This is a genomic window from Amaricoccus macauensis (assembly GCF_014201905.1).
GTDB classification, from domain to species: domain Bacteria; phylum Pseudomonadota; class Alphaproteobacteria; order Rhodobacterales; family Rhodobacteraceae; genus Amaricoccus; species Amaricoccus macauensis.
In genome coordinates this window covers 1,296,043-1,312,917 of record NZ_JACHFM010000001.1, presented here as the reverse complement: position 1 = coordinate 1,312,917, position 16,875 = coordinate 1,296,043, and the positions used below count along the sequence as shown (strand labels likewise).

At 70.4% G+C, this 16,875-nt stretch carries 17 protein-coding genes and 1 other RNA gene; 9 read left to right on the top strand and 9 right to left on the bottom strand.

Annotation, left to right across the window (positions count from 1 at the left end):
* Positions 1-57: 57 nt before the first annotated feature.
* Positions 58-1,629: an alkaline phosphatase D family protein gene (locus HNP73_RS06345; RefSeq protein ID WP_184147736.1), complete on the bottom strand. Its 1,572-nt coding sequence runs from the start codon at positions 1,627-1,629 to the stop codon at positions 58-60.
* A gap of 343 nt (positions 1,630-1,972) precedes the next feature.
* On the opposite strand from HNP73_RS06345, the gene HNP73_RS06340 reads away from it, so the two are divergent.
* Positions 1,973-2,698: a DUF4336 domain-containing protein gene (locus HNP73_RS06340; protein WP_184147735.1), complete on the top strand. Its 726-nt coding sequence runs from the start codon at positions 1,973-1,975 to the stop codon at positions 2,696-2,698.
* A gap of 31 nt (positions 2,699-2,729) precedes the next feature.
* On the opposite strand, the gene HNP73_RS06335 is transcribed toward HNP73_RS06340, so the two are convergent.
* The 5 genes from HNP73_RS06335 to HNP73_RS06315 all read right to left on the bottom strand — a co-directional run bounded on the left by HNP73_RS06335 (position 2,730) and on the right by HNP73_RS06315 (position 6,880).
* On the bottom strand, positions 2,730-4,517 hold the full coding sequence (locus HNP73_RS06335; RefSeq protein WP_184148062.1) for an SLC13 family permease: 1,788 nt from the start codon (positions 4,515-4,517) through the stop codon (positions 2,730-2,732).
* Positions 4,518-4,649: 132 nt separating this feature from the next.
* Positions 4,650-5,462 carry a TIGR00282 family metallophosphoesterase gene (locus HNP73_RS06330; protein ID WP_184147734.1) on the bottom strand — a complete coding sequence of 271 codons (813 nt, stop codon included), beginning with the start codon at positions 5,460-5,462 and terminating at the stop codon, positions 4,650-4,652.
* A gap of 10 nt (positions 5,463-5,472) precedes the next feature.
* Positions 5,473-6,075, bottom strand: coding sequence for a 5-formyltetrahydrofolate cyclo-ligase (locus HNP73_RS06325; RefSeq protein WP_184147733.1), 603 nt, complete (start codon positions 6,073-6,075; stop codon positions 5,473-5,475).
* A gap of 23 nt (positions 6,076-6,098) precedes the next feature.
* A non-coding RNA gene (gene ssrS / locus HNP73_RS06320) (6S RNA) lies at positions 6,099-6,257 on the bottom strand.
* Positions 6,258-6,262: 5 nt separating this feature from the next.
* The gene (locus HNP73_RS06315) at positions 6,263-6,880 is read right to left on the bottom strand and encodes a GNAT family N-acetyltransferase (protein ID WP_184147732.1); all 618 of its coding nucleotides are present in this window, start codon (positions 6,878-6,880) and stop codon (positions 6,263-6,265) included.
* Positions 6,881-7,097: 217 nt separating this feature from the next.
* On the opposite strand from HNP73_RS06315, the gene HNP73_RS06310 reads away from it, so the two are divergent.
* The 6 genes from HNP73_RS06310 (at position 7,098) to HNP73_RS06285 (ending at position 11,569) form a co-directional block, all read left to right on the top strand.
* Positions 7,098-7,430, top strand: a complete 333-nt coding sequence (locus tag HNP73_RS06310) for an ArsR/SmtB family transcription factor (protein ID WP_184147731.1) — start codon at positions 7,098-7,100, stop codon at positions 7,428-7,430.
* 11 nt (positions 7,431-7,441) lie between these two features.
* A complete protein-coding gene (arsC, locus tag HNP73_RS06305; RefSeq protein WP_184147730.1) occupies positions 7,442-7,819 on the top strand; it encodes an arsenate reductase (glutaredoxin) in 378 nt (125 codons plus the stop codon).
* Between the two features lie 7 nt (positions 7,820-7,826).
* Positions 7,827-8,897 (top strand): ACR3 family arsenite efflux transporter, encoded by a 1,071-nt coding sequence (gene arsB, locus HNP73_RS06300; RefSeq protein ID WP_184147729.1) that lies wholly within the window; start codon positions 7,827-7,829, stop codon positions 8,895-8,897.
* Positions 8,894-9,631 (top strand): arsenical resistance protein ArsH, encoded by a 738-nt coding sequence (gene arsH / locus HNP73_RS06295; RefSeq protein WP_184147728.1) that lies wholly within the window; start codon positions 8,894-8,896, stop codon positions 9,629-9,631. Before arsB ends, arsH begins: the two co-directional genes overlap by 4 nt.
* Positions 9,632-9,728: 97 nt before the next feature.
* The gene (locus HNP73_RS06290; protein WP_184147727.1) at positions 9,729-10,658 is read left to right on the top strand and encodes a PfkB family carbohydrate kinase; all 930 of its coding nucleotides are present in this window, start codon (positions 9,729-9,731) and stop codon (positions 10,656-10,658) included.
* Entirely contained in the window at positions 10,655-11,569 is a 915-nt protein-coding gene (locus HNP73_RS06285) for a pseudouridine-5'-phosphate glycosidase (protein WP_184147726.1), read from the top strand. Before HNP73_RS06290 ends, HNP73_RS06285 begins: the two co-directional genes overlap by 4 nt.
* A gap of 2 nt (positions 11,570-11,571) precedes the next feature.
* Here HNP73_RS06285 and HNP73_RS06280 read toward each other — a convergent pair whose 3' ends face one another.
* Together HNP73_RS06280 and trpS are read right to left on the bottom strand one after the other, a co-directional pair.
* On the bottom strand, positions 11,572-12,678 hold the full coding sequence (locus HNP73_RS06280; RefSeq protein WP_184147725.1) for a hypothetical protein: 1,107 nt from the start codon (positions 12,676-12,678) through the stop codon (positions 11,572-11,574).
* On the bottom strand, positions 12,675-13,703 hold the full coding sequence (gene trpS, locus HNP73_RS06275; RefSeq protein WP_184147724.1) for a tryptophan--tRNA ligase: 1,029 nt from the start codon (positions 13,701-13,703) through the stop codon (positions 12,675-12,677). Before trpS ends, HNP73_RS06280 begins: the two co-directional genes overlap by 4 nt.
* Positions 13,704-13,883: 180 nt before the next feature.
* On the opposite strand from trpS, the gene HNP73_RS06270 reads away from it, so the two are divergent.
* Both HNP73_RS06270 and HNP73_RS06265 read left to right on the top strand, forming a co-directional pair.
* Entirely contained in the window at positions 13,884-15,464 is a 1,581-nt protein-coding gene (locus HNP73_RS06270) for a glycosyltransferase family 39 protein (protein WP_184147723.1), read from the top strand.
* A complete protein-coding gene (locus tag HNP73_RS06265) occupies positions 15,461-16,156 on the top strand; it encodes a uroporphyrinogen-III synthase (protein ID WP_184147722.1) in 696 nt (231 codons plus the stop codon). The genes HNP73_RS06270 and HNP73_RS06265 overlap by 4 nt, the downstream gene beginning before the upstream one ends.
* Here HNP73_RS06265 and HNP73_RS06260 read toward each other — a convergent pair.
* Positions 16,153-16,830 (bottom strand): N-acetylmuramoyl-L-alanine amidase, encoded by a 678-nt coding sequence (locus tag HNP73_RS06260; protein ID WP_184148061.1) that lies wholly within the window; start codon positions 16,828-16,830, stop codon positions 16,153-16,155. The genes HNP73_RS06265 and HNP73_RS06260 overlap by 4 nt on opposite strands.
* Between the last annotated feature and the right edge of the window lie 45 nt (positions 16,831-16,875).

Sequence of the window (16,875 nt, the reverse complement as noted above, 5' to 3'; positions counted from 1 at the left end):
TGGCTGGCGGGCGTCTTAGCCCAGCAGCCAGCCCGGTTTCAAGCCGCGAGCGGAGGCTCAGCCGACGCGGGTCGGGTCGAGCACCACTGACCAGAGCTCGGTGTCGTCGCGATCCATGAGCCGGACGGTCATCTGTTCGGTGGCGGCGTCGATGTCGACGAGGCCGAAGAACTGGAAGCCTGCCGAGGGCGGCAGGTTCACCTGGCCGGCAGGCGGCGCCTTCACGAAGCGGAGTTCCGGGCCGAAGGTCATGTCGAGGTCGTTCGGGCCGAAGGTGCCGGCGTGCAGGGGGCCGGAGACGAATTCCCAGAACGGCGCGAAGTCCTGAAACTGCGCCTTGTCGGGATTGTAGTAGTGGGCGGCGGTGTAGTGCACGTCCGACGTCAGCCAGACGGTGTTGGTGATGCCGGCCGCCTTGATGAAGCGCAGGAGGTCGGCGATCTCGAGCTCGCGCCCCGCCGCCGGGCCGTTGTCGCCGTTCGCGACCGCCTCGGCGCCGGTCCGGCTCTTGAAGTCGTCCCAGACGATGACGCCGAGCGGCATGTCGGCGGCGATGACCTTCCAGGTCGCGGTCGAGCCGGCGAGCGCGCGCTTCAGCCAGTCGGTCTGCGCCCTGCCGAGGATGCGCGTCTCGTCGGTGAGCGTCGTCTCGTCGGCGGGGCGGTTCGGCCCGCGATAGCTGCGCATGTCGAGGAAGAAGACGTCGAGCAGCGGCCCATAGGCGATCTTGCGATAGACGCGCCCCGGCTCGGCGGGCGTGTAGCGGATCGGCGTCATCTCGTGGAAGGCGCGACCCGCGCGCGCGGCCAGCAGCGCGACCGACTTCTCGGTGTAGCGGTCGTCGGCGGTCAGATCCTTCGAGGCCGACCAGTTGTTCGTCACCTCGTGGTCGTCCCACTGGAAGAAGGTCGGAACGTCCGCCGCGAGGGCGCGCACATGCTCGTCGAGCAAGTTGTACTTCCACTGCCCGCGGTACTCGTCGAGGGTTTCCGCAACCTTGCGCTTGGCATCGACGAGAACGAGGTTCTTCCAGGTGCCGCCGCCTTCGAGATCGACCGAGTCCTTCATCGGACCGTCGGCATAGATCGTGTCGCCGGAGTGCAGGAAGAAGTCCGGGCGGTGGCTGGCGATGGTGCCGTAGGTCTTCATGCCGATCTCGTCGATGCCCCAGCCCTGACCGGCGGTGTCGCCCGACCAGGCGAAGCGCACGGAGCGCAGCGCCGAGGGAGCGGTGCGGAAGTGCCCGATGATCGGCTCGGAGACGACATTGATGTCCGCAAGATCGGCCGCGACCATGCGGTAGAAGATTTCCTGATCGGCCGGCAGGCTTTCGAGGAGCCGCTTCACCGCGAAGTCCGACTCCGGCAGCGCGGTGACCGGCGCGAGGCGCACCGGATTCGCGAAGCTCTCGGTCGTCGCGTATTCCATCATCACCCGAGACGGGCGGTCGACGCGGGTCCAGACCATCCCCGACGAGGCGTCGACATCGCCCGATTGCACGCCATGGGTGAAGACCGGCCGCGCGGCTGCCTGCGAGAACGCCGGCAGGCCGAGCCCCGACGCGAGAAGACCGGCGCTTCCAGTCGCGAGCAGGCGGCGGCGGCTGATTGCGAGACGGGCTCTGGACATAGGTAATCCTCCATGGCTGGCCCGAGACACGTAGGAGGCGGCCAAGACGGAAGGTTGATGCTGTTGCGAACTTTGCGTGACGTTCCGCGAGAGCGGACGCTGCGGGGCTGTCCCGGTGACAGTGAACTCGCGGCAAAGCCCTCGCAGCTGACACCCCGAAGTTGTTATGGGGTGGTCTCCAGCCTCTGTGGTAGACTGAACGTCCGGCCGGATCCTGCCCGTGGCGAGGCAAGGCTCGGCTCATGCGCCGCGAGGGGCATCTTCAGCGGCGAGTGGAGAACGGGCCGCGGTGCGCCCCTCTCGACGCATCCATCGGTGCCTTGCGAACCATCGGGGCGACGAGATGATCAGGCAGAGAGCCGAGGACCTCTGGACAGCGGAGGGAGGGGTCGTGAGCTTTCACGGCTTTCCCTACCCGGTGCGCTCGGTGATCGTGCGCCTGCACACCGGCGATCTGTGGGTCTGGTCGCCGATAGCCCTGACGCCCGCGCTCCGGCGGGACGTGGACGGCCTCGGACCCGTGCGTCATCTCGTCAGTCCCAACAAGCTGCACCACCTGTTCCTGCAGGACTGGGCCAGCGCCTATCCGGAGGCGCGGCTCTGGGGGCCGGAGTCGACGGTGGAGAAGCGGCCGGACCTGCACTTCGCCGGGGCGCTGCGGGATGCCGTGCCGGCGGAGTGGCGGCCGGATCTCGATCAGATCTGGTTTCGTGGCTCCTTCGCGCTCGACGAGATCGTGTTCTGCCACGTTCCGAGCGGCACGGTGATCATCGCCGATCTCGTGCAGACCTTCGGCGCGGACTTCCTGCGGCGGCACTGGGGGCGCTGGCGCTTCATTGCGAGGCTCGGGGGCATCACCTCACGTCAGGCGATGGCCCCGCTCGACCTGCGGCTTTCGTTCGTGAACCGGGTGCCCGCCCGCGCCGCGCGCGACCGGATGCTCCGATGGGACTGCCGGCGGATCGTCGTCGCGCACGGCGAACTGCCGGACGAGGCATGCGCCGCCTCCGGGCTCGCCCGCTCGTTCGCGTGGCTTGGCCGGGCGCGCGGGCCTGAGCCACGCACCTAACCGTGGGCCTGACCGCGCGCGGCCAGCGGGGTCAGCCGGGCACGAGCGGCCAGAAGAACGGGATCGCAAGGCAGGCGGCGATGCCGGTGACGATGTTGAGCGGCAGGCCGATGCGGGTGAAGTCGGTGAACTTGTAGCCGCCGACGCCGTAGACCATCGTGTTGGTCTGGTAGCCGATCGGCGTTGCGAACGCGAGCGTGGCGGCGAACATCACCGCGACGACCAGCGGTCGCGGATCGAGCCCGAGCTTGTGGGCAAGCGCGATCGCCACCGGTGTCACGATCACGGCCACCGCGTTGTTCGAGAGAAGCTCGGTCAGGATCTGCGTCAGGAAGTAGAGCACGAACAGCACGACGAGTGGCGAGAGCGTGGCCAGCGTCGGGGAGATCGCGTTCACCAGCATCTCGGCCGCGCCTGAATGGTCGAGGGCTTCGCCGACCACCAGCATGGCGAGGATAAGCACGATCAGCGAGGCGCTGACGGTGCTGTAGGCCTCTTCAGGCTCGATGGTGCGGCTGATGAGGAGCGCGACGACGCCGAGTAGCGCGAGGATCTGGATCGGCGCGATCTCCATGGCCGAGAGCGCGACGATGCCGGCGAGCACGGCGAGCACGAACGGCGCGCGTTCGCGCTTGAACGGCCGGTCGGTGGTCTCGTTCAGGTCGAGAATGTCCACGTCGGCGGCAAGGCGGCGGATGTCCTCCGGCGCGCCCTCGAGGAGCAGCGTGTCACCGACGCGCACCACCACTTCGTCGAGCTTGCGGCCGATGTTCTGGTTCCGCCGGTGCACCGCCAGCGGGTAGACGCCATAGCGCCGGCGCAGGCGAAGGCTGCCGAGCGAGCGGCCGACCAGTCGGCAATCCGGCATGATCAGCGCCTCGACCGTGGTGGTGGATTTCGAGCCCACCCGGTCGACCAGCGCCACCTTGTTCGAGTCCTTGAGGCCGAGCAGTTCGCGCATCTCGGTGCGCAGCACCACGCGGTCACCTTCGGCGAGCGTCACGTCGGGGAACTGCCGGCGCAGTGATTCGTCAGCGCGCAGCAGGTCGATCACCCGGATGCCGTCCCGCTTGAAGAGGCCCACGTCCATCACCTTCTGGCCGATGAGCGGCGAGCCCTCGGGCACCACGACCTCGGTGAAGAACTTCATCTTCTTCCGGGTGCCGAGCAGATCCGACATGGAGTCCCGGTTCGGCAGGAAGCGCGGCACCAGCACGACCATGGTGAGCGCGCCGACGATGGTGACGATGATCCCGAGGGGTGCGATCTCGAAGAGGTGGAACGGCTCGAGCCCCTGCGCCCGGGCGACGCCGTCGACGAGGATGTTCGTCGAGGTGCCGATCATCGAGATCATGCCGGCGAGCACGGTCATGTAGCTGAGCGGGATCAGGAGCTTCGACGGCGCCAGCCCGAGCGAGTGGGCGAGCTGGATCGTCACCGGGATCATCACCGCGACGAGCGGCGTGTTGTTGGTGAAGGCCGACGCGACCGACAGGAAGCCCGCGGCCCCGGCGAGCACCAATAGCTTGTTGTGCGCCGCGTAGTGCGAGAGCGTCCGGCCGAGCGCGTTCATGAGCCCGGTGCGCACGAGGCCGCCGGAGACGATGAACATCGCGGCGATCGTCCAGGGCGCGGGGTTCGAGAACACCTTGAGAACGCTGTCCGATGGTACGATCCCGGCAACGACCAGCACCGCGGCCCCGAGCATTGCGGTGACCTCGACCGGATAGATTTCGAGGACGAAGACCACGAACATCGCGGCGAGAACTGTGAGGGTAAAGTACGCCTCGAAGTGAGGCTGTGCCGCCAGCCCTTGCATGAAACTCAACAACCGTTGGAACCCCCAGATACCGCACTGCACCGCAGCGCGACACCTTTGCGCAAGCTCGGCGGGAGCTTCAAGGCCCCAGCGCCCGGGGCTCTCGGCGAAAAACCGCCGCCGGATGCGGGCTCAGGGGGACGACGGGCTGAGCGTACCGCCTGCCCGGACAGGCACCACGCGCCGGGCGAGGCCGGTTGCGTCATCGGTTTCGACGAAGACGCCGCAGAGGGTTGCCGGGCCGTCCGCGGGCGTGAAGCGGGCCTTGGTCATGCCGGTGACGAAGCGGCTGATCGGCTCGAGCTTGTCCATGCCGATGACGCTGTCGTAGTCGCCGCACATGCCGGCGTCCGACTGATAGGCGGTCCCACGGGCGAGGATGCGCGTGTCCGAGGTGGGAATGTGGGTGTGCGTGCCGACGACGAGGCTTGCCCGACCGTCGCACCAGTGGCCAAGCGCGTTCTTTTCCGAAGTCGCCTCGGCGTGGACGTCGACGATGATCGCCTGGACGGCGGCGCCAAGGGGCGCAGGCTTCAGGGCCGCCTCGATCGCGGAGAACGGATCGTCGAACGGCTGCTTCATGAAGACCCGTCCGAGCACCTGCGCCACGAGAACCTTGCGCCCGCCCGGCGCCTCGAAGACCCGCGCGCCGCGCCCCGGCGCGAGCCGCGCGTAGTTGAGCGGCCGCAGGATGCGCGTGTCCTGCTCGATCGCGGCCATCATCTCACGCTGATCAAAGGCGTGGTCGCCGAGAGTGATGCAGTCGGCGCCGGCGCCGAAGATGATCGCTGCGTGCGCGGTGCTGAGACCCGCACCTCCAGTGGCGTTCTCGCCGTTCACCACCACGAAATCTAGCGCCCAGTCCTGTCGCAACCGCGGCAACTCGGTTGCCACGGCGGCCCTGCCGCTCCTTCCCATCACGTCGCCGAGAAACAAAAGCCTCATAATCCAAGGCTTAGCCGGGCAAAGCCTCGTCGGCAAGCTGCTCCGGGCGGATGACGCCGTTCTCTGTCACGACAGCGTCAAGTTGCATGTCGGTCGCCTCCACCGGCAGCCGCGGCATCTGCTGTCCCGCATAGGCGAGGCCGAAGGCATGAACCGGCCCCCGCGACCGCAGCCGGGCGATGGTCCGGTCGTAGAATCCGCCGCCGTAGCCCAGCCGGTGGCAGCGGGCATCGAAGGCCAGCATCGGCACGATGAGGATGTCGGGCTCCACCTCCGCGCCGTCGCGCGGCACCGAGGTTCCGAACGGGCCCGGGTCCAGCGGAGCGCCGGGCGTCCAGAGCCGGAAGCCGAGCGGCTGTCCGCGACCGACGATCACCGGCAGTGCCACCGGGATGCGGAGGCCGGAGAGCGCCAGCATCAGCGGCATGGCGTCGATTTCGCTGCGAATTGCCAGATAGGCGGAGACGGTCCCACAGGCGCGGGCCGCGTTCATCGCCTCGAGCACATGACCCGCCGCCTGCCGCGCGGCACCGGCCCCGCCGGCATGTGCCCGGGCGCGGGCATCGAGGGCCCCCTCGCGCGCGAGGCGTTTCTCAGCCGAGAGCGGTGTCATGCAAACGATCCGTTGCCGGAAGCAGCGGGCCCGGCGCGACCGTGGGCGCGTGCAATCCTTGAGAGCCTGGATAACCAGGTGGGCGCCAGGTGCGATAGGCCAGGGCCAGTCACAGAGCCGGCTCCCTCAAGAATAATTAAGGCCACTAGGATTTGGGCCCCTCACGAGAAGGCTAGAACCCGCTACGTCACAATGTAGTACCGCCGGGCGCGGTTTGGAAGTCCCGAGACACCGGGCGCTCCATGAGAATCCACGCGTTGGCGTCACTTTTCCAGTCTTCCTTCACCATCGGCACCTCGGCCGCCACCCGGAAGCCGAAGGCGTCGTAGAGCCGGCGCGCGGCCGTGTTGGTGTCCTCGACAATCAGGCTGAGTCGCCGGGGGCCGGCGCGCCGCTCGGCTTCCTCCAGAAGCGCGCGGCCAAGGCCGCGGCGGCGGAACTCCGGGTAGACCGCGAGGACGTTCACGTAGTGGCTGCCGAGGGCACGGTTCTCGAGCGACTGCAGGGTGCGCATGATCGGGCCGAGCTCGTCGAGCGGCTCGGGCTCGTCGCCGATCGCATAGCTGACGACCGCGGCGGCCACCCGGCCGTCGACCTCGGCGACCGCGGCGTTGCGCCAGGAGAAGTCGGCGTCGTCGCGAATGGCGCGGGCGATGCCGATCTCCATGGGGTTCTGCCCCGGTTCCGCCGTGTGTCGCCAGAAGTACGAGGGCAGACCGTGCCCCGCCATGTCGCCGAGCCTCGCCAGATCCGCTGCCTCCTCACGCCGCGCCGGTCGCACGACGGCTGAATTGCCGTTCTGCATGTCTGGACTCCTTTCCGCCGCACAGGCGCAAATGTTGCCTGGGGCTCACCGTCGCGGATCAGTGTGCCTGAAACCCGGCCGCCGGATAAGCGGGAATGCGAGCGTCGCGCCGCGTGGATGATCGGCGCGCGCGACCGTCCTCATTCGCGGTTGACGCGGGTCGTGCGGCCGGTCATATTATTTCTACACTTCTTGAAATGTTGAGATAATGCCGCCCATGGACGAACCCGCCGCCCTCGCCGCCTTCGCGGCCCTGTCACAGGAAACCCGGCTTCGCATCGTGCGGGTGCTGGTGGAAGCGGGGCCGGACGGCCTGGCGGCCGGGGCGATCGGCGAAGCCGTCGGCGCGGCGGGAAGCTCGCGCCTGTCGTTTCACCTCGGCCACCTCGAGAACGCCGGGCTCGTGACCTCGCGGCGGGAGGGCCGCTTCATCGTCTACACGGCCGCCTATGCCGCCCTCGGCGGCCTCATCGACTTCCTGACGCGCGACTGCTGTCAGGGACACCCCGAAATCTGTGGCCCGCTGGCAGCGCCGCGGACCTGCACGTGAGACCGGAGAAGATGGACATCACAATCTATCACAACCCCGCCTGCGGGACATCGCGCAACGCGCTCGGCCTGATCCGCGCCGCCGGTATCGAGCCGCAGGTGGTCGAGTACCTGAAGACCCCGCCGACCCGGGAGACGATCGCCGCGCTGGCGGAGCAGTGCGGCGTCCCGCTGCGGGCGCTCCTGCGGGAGAAGGGGACGCCCTATGCCGAGCTCGGGCTGTCGGACGAGTCGCTGACCGACGCGCAGCTCCTCGACGCCATCGAGGCGCATCCGATCCTGCTGAACCGGCCGATCGTGGTCAGCCCGCTCGGCGCGCGGCTCTGCCGGCCGTCGGAGACCGTGCTCGACCTGCTGCCGCAGGGCGACGCATCCGCTGGTTCGGAGTGAGCCCGCGATGTCAGCCGCCCCCCGCCGCCTGTCCTTCACCGATCGCTATCTGACGCTCTGGATCTTCGCCGCAATGGCGCTCGGGATCGCGCTCGGCGCCTCGGTGCCGGGGCTATCCGCCGGGCTCGAGGCGCTCTCGATCGGCACGACCAACGTTCCGATCGCGATCGGCCTCATCCTGATGATGTACCCCCCGCTCGCCCGGGTGCGCTACGAGGAGCTGCCCCGGGTCTTCGCCGACCGCCGCCTTCTCGCGCTGTCGCTGATCCAGAACTGGCTCATCGGGCCGGTGCTGATGTTCGTCCTCGCGGTGATCTTTCTCCGCGACGAGCCCGGGTACATGACCGGGCTGATCCTGATCGGCCTCGCACGGTGCATTGCCATGGTGCTGGTCTGGAACGACCTCGCCCGGGGGGACGGGCAGTACGTGGCGGGCCTCGTCGCCTTCAACTCGATCTTCCAGATCCTGTTCTTCCCGGTCTACGCGTGGTTCTTCCTCGCCTTCCTGCCGCCGCTCCTCGGCATCGAGGGCAGCGTCATCGACGTCGGCTTCCGGACGATCGCCCAGTCGGTCCTGCTCTACCTCGGCGTGCCGTTCGCCGCCGGCTACCTGACCCGGCGGACCCTCGTCACCCGGAATGGCAACGCCTGGTATGAGGAGCACTTCCTGCCGCGCATCGCGCCGCTGACACTGGCGGCGCTTCTCTTCACCATCGTCGCGATGTTCAGCCTCAAGGGCGGCGAGGTGGTGAGCCTGCCATGGGACGCGGTGCGGATCGCCATTCCGCTCGGGCTCTACTTCCTGATCCAGTTCACCGTGAGCTTCTGGATGGGCCGAGTCGCCGGGGCCGACTATCCCCGGACGACCGCCGTTGCCTTCACCGCGGCCGGCAACAACTTCGAGCTTGCGATCGCCGTGGCGATCTCGGCCTTCGGTCTCGCCTCGGCGCCGGCCTTCGCCGCCGTCATCGGGCCACTGGTCGAGGTGCCGGTGCTGGTCCTGCTCGTCTCGGTCGCGCTGCGGCTCGGCCGGCGCTGGCTTCCCGCCACCGCCGCGCCTCGGGAGGCGCGCACATGACGGACCTTCCGAACCTGACCGGCGCCGCGCGGATCCCCTCGGCGGAGCTGCTCGCCGGCCCGCGCTCCACGCATCCCCCGAGGATGCTGCTGCTCTACGGCTCGCTGCGGGAGCGGTCCTACAGCCGCTTCCTGACCCTCGAGGCGGAGCGCCTGCTGCGCCACTTCGGCTGCGAGACGCGGATCTTCGATCCGCTCGGGCTGCCGCTGCCCGACGGCGTCGGCCCGGAGCATGAGAAGGTGCGCGAGTTGCGCGAGCTCTCGCTCTGGTCAGAGGGGCAGGTCTGGACCAGCCCGGAGCGGCACGGGGCGATGAGCGGCGTGATGAAGACCCAGATCGACTGGATCCCGCTCTCCCTCGGTGGCGTGCGCCCGACGCAGGGGCGCACGCTTGCGGTCATGCAGGTCTCCGGCGGCTCACAAAGCTTCAACGCCGTCAACCAGATGCGCGTCCTCGGGCGCTGGATGCGGATGCTGACGATCCCGAACCAGTCCTCGGTTGCCAAGGCCTATCAGGAGTTCGACGAGGCCGGTCGGATGCGGGCCTCCTCGTTCTACGATCGGGTCGTCGACGTGATGGAGGAGCTGGTGAAGTTCACCCTGCTCACGCGCGATCTCGTGCCGCACCTGACCGACCGTTACAGCGAGCGGAAGGAGTCCGCCGCAAAGCTCGAAGCCCGCGTGCGCCTGAGCGAGGCGGTTCCGGACGAGCGCGCGGCGGGGGCGCGGGCGTAGGCGCCTGCCGCGTCGTCGCAGCGTTCCGCATTGCCTGCGGCGGTCCTGCGTCCCAGAGTGCCGGCGTGGTGCCCGCCGCCACGGCCAGAGAGGCGTCATGCAGCCTGCGTTCCTCGTCATCGGCGCCGCGCATTGGGATATCATCGCCCGGGCAGCCGGGCACCTCACGCCCGGGGCCGACGTGCCCGGGCGGGTGGAGCCCCGACCGGGCGGGGTGGCGCTCAACCTCGCCCTCGGGTTGGCCGATGCCGGGCAGCCGGTGGAACTCGTCGCGGCGCTGGGCCGCGATCCGGCGGGTGACGCGCTCGCCGCGGTGATCGCCGCCGCCGGGATCGGCCTGAGCGGGATGCTGCGGCAGGCGGGCGACACCGACGCCTACGTGGCGATCGAGACCGGCTCGGGCGCGCTCCATGCCGCCGTCGCGGATTGCGCCGGGCTGGAGCGCGCCGGTCTCTCGCTGCTTGCCGGGCTCGACGGCGGTCCGCTGGCGATGCCGTGGCGCGGCACCGTGGTGCTTGACGGCAACCTTCCGGCGGACGTGCTCGCGCGCGCCGCGCATCATCCCGGACTCGCCGGTGCGGCGCTGGCGCTGGTGCCGGCGAGCCCCGCCAAGGCCGCGCGGCTCGGCCCGATCCTCAGCCGCCGCGAAGTCACGCTCTACGCCAACCGGGCCGAGGCCGAGGCGCTGGCCGGACGGCCGCTCCCCGGCAGCCGTGCCGCGGCGCTGGCGCTTCTCGGCCTCGGGGCCGTGAGCGCCGTCGTGACCGACGGTGCCGCACCCGCCACCTTCGCCGGCGCGGACGAGACCGTGACGCTCGCGCCCGCACCCCTCGCGGGCGGCAGCGTGACCGGGGCGGGAGACCGCTTCGTCGCGCGCCATCTCGCCGCCCGGGCCGAAGGTCTCGGGCCAGAGCAGGCCCTCGGCCTTGCGCTCGCCGCTGCCGCGCGCCACATCGCCCGACCGGCCCCCAGCCGACACATCCCCGCATGTCCCGACCAGAGCCCAGCCGGAGCCACCCCACGATGATCGCGCCGCCACTCGCCTTCTCCGCTGACGTCGCCGCCGCCCGTGCCGCGGGCGCACCGATCGTCGCGCTCGAATCGACCATCATCACCCACGGGATGCCGTTCCCGGCGAACGTCGAGACCGCCCGCGCCGTGGAGGCCGAGGTCCGCGCCGCGGGCGCGGTGCCCGCGACGATCGCCGTCACGGCTGGGCGCATCCGCGTCGGGCTCGACGCGGGCGAACTCGACGCCCTCGCCTCGGCAACGGACGTCCGCAAGCTCTCGCGCGCCGATCTCGCGGTGGCGCTCTCCGAGGGCTGGACCGGGGCGACGACGGTCGCCGCCACGATGATTTGCGCCCGGCTCGCGGGGATCGAGGTCTTCGCGACCGGCGGCATCGGCGGCGTCCATCGCGGCGCCGAGACGAGTTTCGACGTCTCCGCCGACCTCTCGGAACTCGCCCAGACCCCGGTGACCGTGGTCGCGAGCGGCGCGAAGGCGATCCTCGACCTGGCGAAGACTCTCGAAGTCCTCGAGACCATGGGCGTGCCGGTCATCGCCTTCGGTCAGGACGCGCTTCCGGCGTTCTGGTCGCGCGAGAGCGGGCTCGACGCCCCCCTGCGCCTCGACGACGCCGGCGCGATCGCGCGGGCGCACCGGATGCGCGCCCGCCTCGGCCTGCCGGGCGGCCAGCTGGTGGCGAACCCGATCCCGAGGGACGCCGAGATCCCCGCCGCCGAGATCGCGCCGCACATCACCGCCGCGCTGGCCATGGCCGAGCGCGAGGGGATCGCCGCAAAGGCCGTGACGCCGTTCCTCCTCTCGGAAATCGGCCGCGGCACCGAGGGCCGCGCCCTCGCCGCCAACATCGCCCTCGTGCGCAACAACGCCCGCCTCGCCGCGCGGATCGCCGTGGAACTTGCCAGGGGATAAGCTCAGGGCAACCGGCGGCGCGAAGGCGTCGCCGCCCGGCGCAACAGTCGCAGGAGCAATGCCTTGACCGTCCCGAGCACCAGCCCGACGATGCAGAGGACCAGCGAGACCAGCGACGACGCGAGCCAGTAGAATTCGTCAGACCAGCGGACCGCGAGCTTCGACACCTTTCCCGCCCCGGCGAGGACGACGACGCCCGGTGTCCCGCGCCCGCCGGCCTCCGCGACCGCGGCGATGCGTCGCACCTCCGCGGGGTTCTTCGCCTCGCGCAGCAGCACGAGCGCCCGCTGCGGCCCGACCGCCTTCGTCATGCGCCCGACCGAGCCCGCGAACGCCGCGATCGGCCTGATCGCCCGGGGCCGCATCGCCGCCGTCAGATCGTCCGCGAAGCGCAGCGGGGTGGTGTCGGCGAGCTTTGACCAGTCGATCGCCCGGCCCGCGAGCCGCCGTCCGTCGGCGACGATCCGCGGCGCGAGCGCGCCCGCCCGCCAGGCGGTGCGCGTCAGCCCGGCGCCGAGCTTCAGCGTCAGCGAACTCCCTCCGACCAGCGGCGCGATCGCGACCGCGCCGAGCCCGACGACCGAGAGCGTCAGGTCGATCTCGTCCACGTCCTCGCCGCGCTGGTAGTGCAGCCCCTCGCGGATCACCGAGGCGGCGTCGCCGATCGGCGTCACCTCGATCGGCGCGCGGCAGGCGAAGACGAGCACGAGATCGCAGCGCGTGGCATCCCACATGCAGACGGCGCAGTCCGCCGCCCGGTCCAGAAAGCTGCGATCCGCCGCATCGGCCACGGCGAGCGCCGCCACGACCGCCTCGGGCAGGACAACCTCGCGCGCCTCCGCAAGCTCGGTCAGGGCGTCGATCCGCGCCCAGTCGCGCGGGGTCTCCGCCAGAAGCTCCCCGAGCCGGGCCGCGATCCGCTCGGGCGTGGCCTCCCGGGCCATCAGCGTCTCGAGGCGCGCCTCGATCGCCTCGCCGGTCCGCTCGGCGACGACGCTGGCGAGCGGATCGCTCGCCAGGCGGTAGAGGCGCCAGCCCGTCAGGCCGAGCGACAGGACGAGCAGGCAGGTCAGGACGACGCGAGCGGCCGTCCTGACCCGTTCCCTCATCCGCGGCTCGATATGAGCCCGATGATCTCCTTGGTCCGCGCGAGGATCGGGTCGGCGATCGCCGCCGCCTTCTCCGCGCCCGCGCCAAGGATGCGGTCGATCTCGGCGGGATCGGCCATGTAGCGCTGCATCTGCCCGGTGATCGGCCCGAGATGCGCCACCGCGAGATCGGCGAGCGCCGGCTTGAAGACCGAGAACGGCTGACCGGCATATTCCGTCACCACCGCCTCGGCGCTGGTGCCCGCGAGGGCGGCGTAGATGTTGACGAGGTTCGTCGCCTCCGCCCGACCGGCAAGCCCTTCCACCGTCTCCGGCAGCGGCTCGGGGTCGGTGCGCGCCTTGCGGATCTTCGCCGCGATCGCGTCCGCGTCGTCGGTCAGGTTGATCCGGCTCATGTCCGAGGGATCGGACTTCGACATCTTCTTGTTGCCATCCCGAAGCGACATGACCTTGGTGGCGACGCCCTCGATCACCGGCTCGGTCATCGGGAAGAAGTCGACGCCGTAGTCGTGGTTGAACTTCGCCGCGATGTCGCGGGTCAGCTCGATGTGCTGCTTCTGGTCCTCGCCGACCGGCACGTGGGTCGCGTGGTAGAGCAGGATGTCCGCCGCCATCAGCGAGGGATAGGCGAGCAGCCCGAGGGACGAGTTCTCGGCGTTCTTGCCGGCCGTCTTGTCCTTGAACTGGGTCATCCGGTACATCCAGCCGATCCGGGCGACGCAGTTGAACATCCACGCGAGCTCGGCATGACCCGAGACCTGGCTCTGGTTGAAGAGGATCGAGCGCGCCGGATCGAGGCCGATCGCGAGGAACGCCGAGGCCACCTCGCGGATCGCGTTCCGGAGCTTCTCGGGATCCTGCCAGACGGTGATCGCGTGCAGGTCGACGACGCAATAGACCGTCGGGATGCCCTCGTCCTGCATCTCGACCCATCGCCGCAGCGCGCCGAGATAGTTGCCGAGGGTCAGGTTGCCCGACGGCTGGATGCCGGAAAAGACGCGCGGGGCGAAGCTCGCTTCGGCCATGGAAAGATGCTCCGGAACTGGCACGGGAGCGCGGTTAATGGCCCCGGGCCACGGCGGCGTCAACGGTGAGCGGGCGCCTGCAGCTCTCGGGGCGGCTTTCCACTGGCCTGAAGCAGGGGTTGCCGCCCGCAAGACCGGGCGCTAATCCCGAATGCCGAGAGGTGAGCGGAGGCGTGCCGATTGACCAGCCCAGGCGAGCACGGCACCCGCTGGACCAGTTTCGCGGCGGTCGCCACCGGATCGCGCGCCGCGGCTTCAGGCACCGCGCGCCCGGTGCCGGCTGCCGTGACCGGTGTCCGCTGGCCCGAACTGAACTGGCCGCTCGTCATCTGCGCCTATTTCGCGCTGCAGGTCCTGCTCCGCCGATTCGCCGCCGGCTCGCTCACCCTCGACGAGGCCGAGATGCTGCTCTGGAGCCGGCATCTGGCGTGGGGCTATGGCTCGCAGCCGCCGCTCTATTCCTGGTTGCAATGGCTCTCGTTCCAGATTGTCCCGGACACGCTGCTCTCGCTGGCGCTCCTGAAGAACCTGCTGCTCGCGACGATCTATCTCGCCGTCTTCCGGCTGCTCCGGAGCGAGTACCCGGCGCGGATAGCCGGCCCGGCGGCGCTCACCCTGTTCCTGCTGCCGCAGATCTCGTGGGAGAGCCAGCGTGACCTCACCCACTCGGTCCTCGTCGTCACCCTCGCGGCGGGCACGACGCTCGCCTTCTGGACCTGCACGCTTGCCGGTCGCCGCGGCGGCTGGCTGCTGTTCGGCCTGCTCGCGGGGCTCGGCCTGCTCTCGAAGGTGAACTTCGCGCTGGTCCCGTTCTCGCTCCTCCTCGCCACCGCCAGTTTGCCCGATCTGCGATCCCGGCTCCATCCCGGCGGACTCGCCATCGCTCTCCTTGCCGCGGCGGCAGTCATCGCCATGCCCACATGGTGGGCGTTCGCACATCCGGAGATCGCCTTCAGCTCGGTCGCGAAGCTCAATCTCTCGGACTCCGGCGGCGGCGCCATCCTGTCGGGTATGGCCTCCCTCGCGGAAGGCATCGCCAGCCTCCTCGGCCTTCCGGCGGTGATCTTCGGCGTCATCTTCGCCCTCGGGCGGCGTCGGGTCGACCGGCCGTTGTCCGGCCTGCGCCCGGAGCCTGCCGCGCCGCTCGCCCGGCTGCTGCTCAGGACGATCATCGCGGGCATCGCGCTCGTGGCGATCGGCATCGCCCTCGGCGGCATGACCGACTTCCGGGACCGCTGGCTCACCCCGGTGGTCTATCTCGCGGCGCCGCTGGCGGCGGTGTCCCTGATCGGCGTCACCGGTGCGTGGGGCGCGCGGGCGCTCGTTCGCACGATTGCCGTTCTCGCAGCGGTGGTCATCGTCGTCCTCACGGTGCATTTCCGCTATGGCAAGCCGGGCAAGCCGAGCCTCACCGGCGCCCCGGTCGCGGCCATCGCCGCCGACCTCGCGTCGCGCCACCCGGGCGCCGCTCGCATCGTCGCCGAACCGGCGTGGCTCGCCGGCAATCTCGTGCTCGTTCGCCCCGATTTGCCGATCGTCTCCGCGACCGTGCCCGGTGCGCCCCCGGCGGCTGGCGAGGAAGTGGTGGCGCTCTGGTGGAACGGCGACCGCAGCCAGCGGATCATCGAGACGCTGGGCCAACGCTGGAACACCGGCATTGCCCTCACCCCGTCCGAGCCGTTCTCGGCGCCGTTCCCGATGCAGCCCGACGTCGCGCTGGAGATCGGCGCCGCCGTTGTCGCGCGAGGGGTGGCGCCATGAGCCGGCCACTGCTTCTCACCCGACCGGCGCCGCAGTCCGCAGAGTTCGCGGCCGAGCTTGCCCGGCTGCTGCCCGGTCGCTTCGGGCCGGTCGTGGTCGCGCCGCTGCTCGAGATCGTGCTCCATCCCGCGCCGGTCGACCTCGACGGGGTGAGCGCGCTCGTCTTCAGTTCGGCGAACGGTGTCGAGGCCTTCGTCACTGCCTCGCCCGAGCGCGGCCTGCCGGCACTCTGCGTCGGCGAGATGACGGCGGCGGCGGCGCGTGAAGCAGGCTTCACCGCGCACTCGGCCGACGGGGACGTGGTAGCGCTCGCCGCCCTCGGGGCCGCGAGCTGGAAGCCCGGCGACGGGGCGCTCCTGCACGTGCGCGGCCGTCATGCGGCCGGCGACCTCATCGGCGCGCTCGCCGCCGAAGGCGTCCCGGCGCGCGCGGTGGAGCTCTACGAGCAGGTGGCGCGGCCGCTTTCGTCCGCCGCGAAGGATCTCATGGCGCGGGGTGAGGGCGTGGTCGTGCCACTCTTCTCGCCGCGCACCGCCCGCATCCTCGCCCGCGAGGCGGCAGGGATCGATCTGACGGGCGTCACCTTCGTCGGCATCAGCGACGCCGCCGTCGCGCCGCTGGTGTCGGGGCACCGCATCGTCACCAGGACCCCGGGGCGCGCGGGGATGTTGGAGGCGCTGGCCGAACTCTAGACGATCAGGTCCGCCAGCGCCTGCATCGTGCCAACGTCCACCGGCGCGAGCGGCCCCGTCACCCACGGACGAAAGCGCAGCCGGAAGGCCGCGAGCACGGCGGGCATGCCGGCCTCGGTGACGGGGTAGCCGAAGCGCTCCGCCGCGGCGGCGAAGGCCGTCTCGCCCCCCTGCGCCGCGCATTCCTCCACCCACAGCGCACGGCCGCCGAGCGCGAGTCTGCGCCAATCGAACGCCGGTCCGGGATCGGCCTTGCGCTCCGGCGCCATGTCGGAATGGGCGATCACGCCGCGCGCACCGATGCCCCAGCGCCCGAGAATCCCGTCGAGCAGGGCCTCCAGCGCCGCCATCTGCGGCTCGGGGAACGGCGGAAAGTCGGTGAGCGGCCCGGCATTCGCCAGCTCGATCCCGATCGAGCGCGAGTTCACGTCGCCCCGGCCGAGCCAGCTGCCCGCGCCCGCGTGCCACGCCCGCTCGGCCTCGTCGACGAGGCTCCAGAGCGTGCCGTCCTCGCCGATCACCCAATGCGCCGAGACCTCGGCGGCAGGATCGACCAGCCGTCCGACGGCTGCCTCACCGGTCAGCATCGCCGTATGATGGATCACCACCAGCTCCGGCGTCAGCCCGTCGCGGCGTGGCCCGAAATTCGGGCTGGACCGGCGGATCAGCCGCATGGCCTGATGCCCGCCAGGGACGAGATGCCTGCGGAGGACAAGCGC